General features: G+C 56.0%; 5 protein-coding genes. 4 read left to right on the top strand and 1 reads right to left on the bottom strand.

The window, feature by feature from the left end; genetic code table 11:
• The 4 genes from HY788_00405 to HY788_00390 all read left to right on the top strand — a co-directional run.
• The coding region (locus HY788_00405) for a (Fe-S)-binding protein (protein ID MBI4772635.1) at positions 1–779 on the top strand (779 nt) is incomplete at its 5' end.
• 431 nt (positions 780–1,210) lie between these two features.
• Positions 1,211–1,867: a TetR/AcrR family transcriptional regulator gene (locus HY788_00400; protein MBI4772634.1), complete on the top strand. Its 657-nt coding sequence runs from the start codon at positions 1,211–1,213 to the stop codon at positions 1,865–1,867.
• Complete coding sequence (locus HY788_00395) at positions 1,843–2,889, top strand: efflux RND transporter periplasmic adaptor subunit (GenBank protein MBI4772633.1); 1,047 nt, start codon at positions 1,843–1,845, stop codon at positions 2,887–2,889. Before HY788_00400 ends, HY788_00395 begins: the two co-directional genes overlap by 25 nt.
• Positions 2,886–5,921, top strand: a complete 3,036-nt coding sequence (locus HY788_00390; protein ID MBI4772632.1) for an efflux RND transporter permease subunit — start codon at positions 2,886–2,888, stop codon at positions 5,919–5,921. The genes HY788_00395 and HY788_00390 overlap by 4 nt, the downstream gene beginning before the upstream one ends.
• Positions 5,922–5,992: 71 nt before the next feature.
• Here the strand turns inward: HY788_00390 and HY788_00385 are convergent, their stop codons facing one another.
• Positions 5,993–7,549: a response regulator gene (locus tag HY788_00385; protein MBI4772631.1), complete on the bottom strand. Its 1,557-nt coding sequence runs from the start codon at positions 7,547–7,549 to the stop codon at positions 5,993–5,995.
• Positions 7,550–7,699 lie beyond the last annotated feature (150 nt).

Below are 7,699 nucleotides of genomic sequence, written 5' to 3'. Positions count from 1 at the left end.
TCTTTTACATGGCCCAAGAGGACTGGACGGTCTCGTCCGAGAAATGGGAGGGCGTCAACTGGGGCCTCTTTTCCGGTGACGATGAATCCATGAAAACCCTTGTGGGACGTATCGTGGACCATATGGAGCGGCTCGAGTGTAAGACGCTGCTCCTACCCGAGTGAGGCCACGCCTACTACGCGACCAGGCTTGGTCTGCAAAATTGGTTTCCCGAGGTTTTCGAAAAGTACCGGATCGTGTCGGTGCACGAGCTGTTAAAGGAATACATTGAAACGGGCCGGATCCAGATCGACAAGACGATTCATGAAGAGCTGACCACGGTCCACGACCCATGCAATTACGGGCGAAAAAGCTACAAGGCCTTCGGAGAGGCGTTCTTCGAAGAGCCACGGTGGGTAACCCAGCAGTGCTGCGAGCACTACCAGGAGATGTATCCCAACCGAATGAACAACTACTGCTGCGGCGCCGGCGGCGGCGCTTGGGCCATGCCCTACAGCGAGGAGCGGATATACTACGGCCGGATCAAGGCGCAGCAGATCATAGATACGGGCGCCAAAATGGTGGTGGCCCCCTGCCACAACTGCCGCGACCAGGTTATGAAGTCGTTGAACAAAGAGTACGACCTGGGCGTAGAAGTGAAGTATCTGTGGGAACTCGTGGCGGATTCCCTCGTGGTCGAGCCGTGGAGCGACGAAGAAATTGAAAAATCCATCGAGCTGCGAGACGCTCAGTACGAGCGGGATGGAATCGATCTGGAAGCAGAAGAAGAAGCATTATAGGCTTTTGGAAAACCTCCAACATGGAGGTTTTCCCCATTCTTTCAACAACCGCATTTGGCTTTGACCGCTTCGCTGGAAACCGGCGAAGCGGTCAAAGCCTCTGTTTTTTCGAACGCCGCGAGAGCGGCTCCCGCCATTTCGCTTTCTTCAAACAACGATCCCCTTCGCCCATGAGTCACGGTTCTTTTCGAAGCGCCCCGTGCACGCCTGTGCGTAGCATACCGAAACCAAGTCGAACGGCCGGCGAAGTCCGGGTTGGCGAGGAGTAGCGAGCATAGCCCAACACACCGGGCCTATTTTGGTTTCATTGCTTTCGGAGGACTGCACCGGGAGCCGTTTGTCCCAACATTTTTCTTGAAGTGCACTATGACCATACATTAGAATATGACTGTCGGTCATTTATTGACTTCTATTTAGCCTTCGGAAGCACCATGGGAACCCAAGATCGCAAAGAACGGGAGAAGGAAGCCCGGAGACAAGCCATACTCGACGCAGCGCGAAACATCTTCTTTCAGGGGGGCTTCCAGGCCGCCACCATGGATCAGATCGCCGAAGCCGCCGAATTGAGTAAGGGTACCTTGTACCTCTACTTCCCCAGTAAGCACGATCTCTTCGTAACCATCTTCCTCGAGGGTCTCGAGATCCTGTACAACATGCTCGACGAAGCCTCTCGAAACGGCACGGACTGGGAAACGCAACTCAGAGACATGGGAATGGCCTATTACCGCTTCTATCTGGAACATCCGTTCCACTTCCGAATCCTTTTCCTGTGGCGTCACGGTGATATGGCCTCGAGCATCTCCCAGGAATTGTACCTGGAATGCTTCGAAAAAGGACGGGCCTGTCTGCGGATCATATCGGGCGTCATCGACAGAGGTAAGGAGGCGGGCGACATCGAGCATCCGGATTCCATGGAGCTGGCCGTGGTATTGTGGGGATTCCTGAACGGAACGCTCCTTCTGTATGAAGAGAAGGAGCATGAACAGCTCATACCGAGCACGTTGGACCGAATCCTCGCAGTCAGTTTTCACCTGATCATAGACGGGCTGAAGAGGAGAACGCCATGTCCGGCCTCATCCGCATCTTGATCCTGACCTTCCTTGTCGCGTTCAGCGCCTGCGACAACGGCGCAGGGGAGATTTCGACGGACACCGGCCGGATCCCCGTCAGTGTCATTACCGCACGGGAACGGGTAAACCCGAAGGTGCTGCGTTTGTGCGGAACCGTCGAGGCGAACCGGGCGGTCAAGGCCGGCTTTAAGATCGGAGGGAAAATTCGTTCGCTGACTTTCGAAGAGGGGCAGCTCGTCCGGAAGGGGGCTCTGCTGGCCCGCCTCGATCCCACTGAACTCCTCGAGCAAAAACGCAAGGCCGAGGAGCAGGAAAGCAAGGCCAGGCGCGATCTCGACCGAATGGAGAAACTGTACGGAAAGGGAACGGTTCCCTTGTCTTCCTTCCAGGACGCCGCGTCCCTCCACGTGAGCGCAGAGGCCGAACTGAACATAGTCAACGAGCAGTTGGAAAACTGTGAACTCCCCAGTCCTCTTACCGGCAGGGTCACCAAGAAACTCAGCGAAGTGGGCGAGGTGGTGGGACCTGGAACCCCGGTCGCCCTGCTGACCGAAATGGACCCCATTCTCGTGAAAGCGGCGGCGCCCGACCATCTTCTCCCGCAAATTCATCCGGGCCAGACGGTTGATGTCGAGCCGGATCGGCGGCCCCCAACGCGTTTCCAGGGCAAAGTCACTCGCATAGAATCCAGCGCCGATCCGCTCTCGAGGACGTTTCATATCGAGGTCCTCCTCGAGAATCCGGACGAAGCCTTGAGACCCGGCCTCATTGTCCGGGTTGAGGTGATCGTCGATCCCGATCACAGGGGAATCGTCCTTCCTCTGGACGCCGTGCTCGACTTCGGAACCGATCCATCGGTCTTCGTGGTGCGGGAGGGTACCGCACACAAACGCAGCATCGCCATGGGTGAAGTGAGGGGCTCGGAGGTGGAACTGCTCCAGGGGCTTGCGCCGGGCGATATGGTGGTTGTTTCCGGCCAGGAATATCTCAAAGACCGGCAACCGGTTGCCATCGACCGGGAATTGAACGCTCAGCCATGAACCTGGTCGCTCTATCGGTTCACAAGTACAGGCTCACGGTCCTGGGCATCGTGCTGCTCCTGACCATGGGAACCCTCTCCTATGTGATGATCCCTCGCCGCGAAGACCCGCTGATCAAAGTCCCCGGAGCCACGGTCGTAGTTCTCTATCCGGGAGGGGGATCGAGGGACGTCGAGCGCCACCTGTCCCAGCCTATCGAGGAAAAGATCAACGAGATCGAAGCCATTGACCGGATATTCTCTTCTTCTTCACAGGGAATTTCCTTGACTCTCATGGAGTTCGACCCGGATTCGGACATGGACCAGAACATGCAAGAACTCCGGGAAAAACTTCGGGAAGCGGAAGCCGATTTTCCGGAGGACGTGCTGGAGCCCGAGATCACCCGTTGGAAATCCGAAACCGTCTCTCTCATCATAAACCTCAGCGGCCCGTTCACGTATCAGGAACTCTACAGGCAAGCCAAGACCGTCAAACGTCATCTGCAGACGATTCCCGAGATCATGACACTGGAGATCGACGGCAACCAGGAGAGGGAAGTCCATGTCGAGCTGGAGCCGGGACGTCTGTCCCAATATATGATTTCGCTGGACGAAGTGATCGGCCGATTGAAAACGCAGAACGTGTCGTTGCCCGGCGGTCATATGGACCTGGGCCGACGTCGCTACCAGGTTCGCACACAGGAGGAGTTCGCTCGCGCCGCGGAGATCGGAGACACCGTTGTCGGCGCTTACGGAGACCGGCCCGTGCTCCTCAAGGACCTGGCGCGCGTTGAGGAGGGATACGAGAGACCGGAATACCTGGTCCGCATGAACGGTCGAAATAGCGTGAACGTCCTGGTGACCCAGAAGCCGAGAGCCAATCTTCTGTCCGTATCCCGGGAAATTCGCCAACGCCTTTCCGAAATCGCCGGCGATCTCCCTTCAAAGCTCGAGTTATCTCTGTTCGCGGATCAGTCCCTGTCCGTGTCCCATCGATTGTCCGGTTTCCAGAATAACCTCGCCATGGGAGCGGCCCTCGTAGTCGTTCTGACCGTGGTGCTGATGAACGCACGTATGGCCTTTGTGGTGGTTTTTCTCATCCCTTTGTCCGTTGCCTTCAGCGTGATCGTGCTCTTCCGCCTGGGTCTAACCCTCAATCAGATCACGCTGGCCTCTATGATCGTGGTGCTGGGTATGCTGGTGGACAACGGAATCGTGTTGGTGGAAAACATTCAACGTCATCTCGACTTGGGAGAGGAAAAGCTCGAGGCCGTGCTGGCGGGCAGCCGCGAAGTTCTGGGAGCCGTCGGTTCTTCCACGATGACCACCATCCTGGCTTTTACTCCACTGTTGTTTATGACGGGGCACACCGGCCAATTCATTCAAGGCATTCCCATCACCATGATTTCAGCCATTGGGGGGTCGCTTCTGGTGGCGGTTTTCGTCTCCCCATTAATGAGCTATCACGTGTTGAAGGCCCACGGTGGCGAGGAGACGAAGGACCATCTCATTATCAGATCCTATGCACGAATCCTGAAATGGGTCCTCGATCATAAAATCACAGTGATAGCCGTCGCATCGGCTGCATTTGTCGGATCCCTGTTTTCCATACCCAAACTGGGTCTGCAGTTCTTTCCCAAGGCGGAAAAGGACCTCTTTATCATCGAAGCCACATTGCCACAGGGAGACAACATTGAATCCACGCTGGAGACGGCGGACCGAATCGAACGCCTGCTTTTGGCGCGGAAGGAGGTCAAATCCGTCATGTCTCACGTGGGAAGGAACGGACCGAAGATCTATTACAACCTGAATATGTTTCGGCTGGTTGAACCCAACAAGGCCCAGTTTTTCGTCAACCTCGAAGGCCATGACCGCCGGGTGAACGCCTCGCGCCTGATCGAAGAACTGAGACCTCTCATGGACCGCTTCTCCGGGGCGCGTATCGAACTCAAGGAGTTGGAACAGGGGCCCCCGGTGGGCGCCCCGGTGGCCGTCAAAATCAAGGGAGACGATCTGGACGTGTTAACCCGCCTGGCGCTCAAATACAAAACGCTTCTGGAATCCATCCCCGGAGCGGTGGATGTGAACGACGATGCGTCCGAGACCATTCCACAGATCAGGATACGGGTGCATTCGGAAAAGGCCCGGCTACTGGGGATCAGCAATGCGGCCATTGGGCGCACCCTTCGTACGGCCATTTTCGGGACCACGGCCACCAGCTTTCGTCAGGAAGACGAGGAGGTAGACGTGAAGGTCTCCTTTTCCGAGTCGTCCCGAAACGACATCTCCCTGTTTGACGATGCGTATCTGGCATCCGTTCATGGATTCAAGGTTCCGTTCCGTCAGGTGGCCGACATCGAATTCGCCTCGGATATCGGCAGGATCCGGCGCGAAAACCTCGTTCGAACGGCAACCGTCCGAAGCGAGGTTCAGGGAAAGCTCCCCGACGCCGTCGTATCCGAACTGAAGGCCGGAGCCGCTTCCATACACACGCCTCCCGGCTACCTCGTAGAATTCGAAGGCGAGACCGAGGAGTGGAACGAATCGTTCCTGAGCCTGGGCTGGGCCATGCTGGCCGCCCTACTGCTGGTGTATGTAGTGCTCGTGGCGCAGTTTGACTCCTATAAGCAGCCGTTCATCATCGCCCTTACCCTGCCCCTTGGTCTTGTCGGGGCGGTCCTCGGCCTGTGGATCACGGGATATCCGTTTGGCTTCATGGCCTTTTTGGGCCTCGTGAGCCTGACCGGAATCGTGGTCAACGACGCCATCGTGCTCATCGACTTTATCAACGCCCGCCGGAAGGAGGGTTCGGACGTGAGAAGCGCGGTCATCGAGGCGGGACGAGTACGGTTTCGCCCGGTCATGCTGACCACCATCTCGACGGTAGCCGGCCTGCTGCCCCTGTGTCTGGCGGGCGGCAGTCTCTGGGGGCCCATGGGAAATGTGATCGTCTTCGGTCTTTCCATGGCCACCCTGCTGACATTGGTCGTGATCCCGGTCACTTACGAGATTATCGAAAAAGGGCAAGGGGTCAAGTCTGCTCTTGGCTCTTGATCGCTTCTATTCGAACACCCATCCGAGACAGAGAAGACTGGCAACAAGAGCAGACTTGACCCCTCGGGGGACTATTTTCGCGTATTACTCAGGGGCAGCTTGATTGTAAACACGCTTCCCTTTCCCGGTTCGCTTCTCGCCGTAATGGCGCCGTGATGCCGGTCAATGATGCCGTAGACCGTGGAAAGCCCCAATCCCAGCCCTTTGCCCACGGTTTTGGTGGTGAAGAAGGGCTCGAAAATGTGGGGAAGGTCCTGCGGCGAAATCCCATGACCGGTATCCTCGACATGGATTTCCACCAGTCGGTTTCGAACATCAAGGGAGTTACACAGGATCAATGTTCCTCCCTCCGGCATGGCATCCACGGCATTGAAAATCAGATTGATCACGCATTGCTGAATCTGATTGTAATCCCCCCAGATCTTGGGAAGGTCGGTCTGAAGCCGGGTCGTTACGCGTATATTCTGGAGATCGAGTTTGTGCTGACTGAGCAATACGCATTTGTTCATCAGGTCGTTGAGATCCACCTCGGCAAATTCAAGTTTTGATTGGCGGGAAAAGGCGAGCAAATTGGATACGATCTTTGAACACCGGCCCGTCTCGCTTTCAACGAGATCCAGGTATCCCTGGAACTTCTTCAGATGCTCGGCGTCCAAAGCTCCTTTTCTGAGTGTTTTTATCATGAGGCGGACGTAATTCAGAATGCCGGCAAGGGGGTTATTGATTTCATGCACCACACTGGCCGCCAGCCTGCCCAGGGAGATCATCTTGTCCTGCAGCAGAAGACGGGTCTGATCGGCGAACTGCTGTTCGAGTCTTCTCAACTCTCTAAGATCCCTGAAGAACGCCACCATCCCGGCTTCCCGCTTTTCCTCGAAGAGAGCGGTGGCGGACACCTGAACCGGAACCTGATCTCCCTGTTTTGTCAGGAGATGCGTTTCGTATAGAAAAAGGCGGTGCGCTCCGCCGTACTCCTCGGAAGCGAGATCCTCCCGGAACTTCTTCGCCATCCCGACAGGAAGAAACTGGTCGAAACACATCTGCTTACGGACTTCAGCCTTGGAATAGCCCGACATGGTTTCTATGCTTTTGTTGAAAACGATCACGCTTCCTTCTTCATCGCAGCCTAATATACCGTCGATGGAGCTTTCGATCAGGTTGTTTTGAAAGTGGAAGGTGCGCGCCAGCTCTTCCGCCGTATCCATCCACCTTTCTTCGATCAATTTGGTGTAGTCTTCCAGTTCCTTTCGTGTGGAAAAATGATGCTTGGCCCGCTCGAGGGCAATGAAGAGAGCGTCGTCGTGAATGGGTTTGGTGATGAAATCGGAAGCATCCAGTTGCAAGGCGCGGACGGCCAAATCGATTTCACCGAAGCCGGTGACAACGATCACCTCCGCTTTGGGATCGGCTGCCTTGATCTGCTGGAGGACCTCAATGCCGTCCATACCGGGCATGCGTATGTCTGTGATCACAATCTGCGGCGATTCCGCCACGAACGCCTGAATTCCGGCCTCTCCCTCACCCGCGGTCAACACATGGTAACCGGCGTCCGTCAGGGTGATGGACAACACTTTCCGGATGCCCTCCTCGTCATCGATAATCAGCACTTTCCAGTTTTCATTCGCCATAGGGTTCTCTTGACTTTCCGACACGCGGATGCTCGAACGATCCATCATACGCAAGCCCAAGATAAAATAGCACTTCCCTTTAATCAAGCGGCTTTTCCCGAAACGAGACCAAAGTTTTGCGCACCAGGTATGGCCGGCATGCCGCAGCCA

This window comes from Deltaproteobacteria bacterium, assembly GCA_016208165.1.
In the GTDB taxonomy this organism is placed as follows: Bacteria; Desulfobacterota; Desulfarculia; order JACQYL01; family JACQYL01; genus JACQYL01.
This window is presented reverse-complemented; position numbering and strand designations above follow the sequence as displayed.

Bases quoted from the DNA above. Each gene is read 5' to 3' on its own strand.
- HY788_00385 (MBI4772631.1), bottom strand. From the start codon at position 7,549: ATGGCGAATGAAAACTGGAAAGTGCTGATTATCGATGACGAGGAGGGC.
- HY788_00395 (MBI4772633.1), top strand. From the start codon at position 1,843: ATGTCCGGCCTCATCCGCATCTTGATCCTGACCTTCCTTGTCGCGTTC.
- HY788_00400 (MBI4772634.1), top strand. From the start codon at position 1,211: ATGGGAACCCAAGATCGCAAAGAACGGGAGAAGGAAGCCCGGAGACAA.
- HY788_00390 (MBI4772632.1), top strand. From the start codon at position 2,886: ATGAACCTGGTCGCTCTATCGGTTCACAAGTACAGGCTCACGGTCCTG.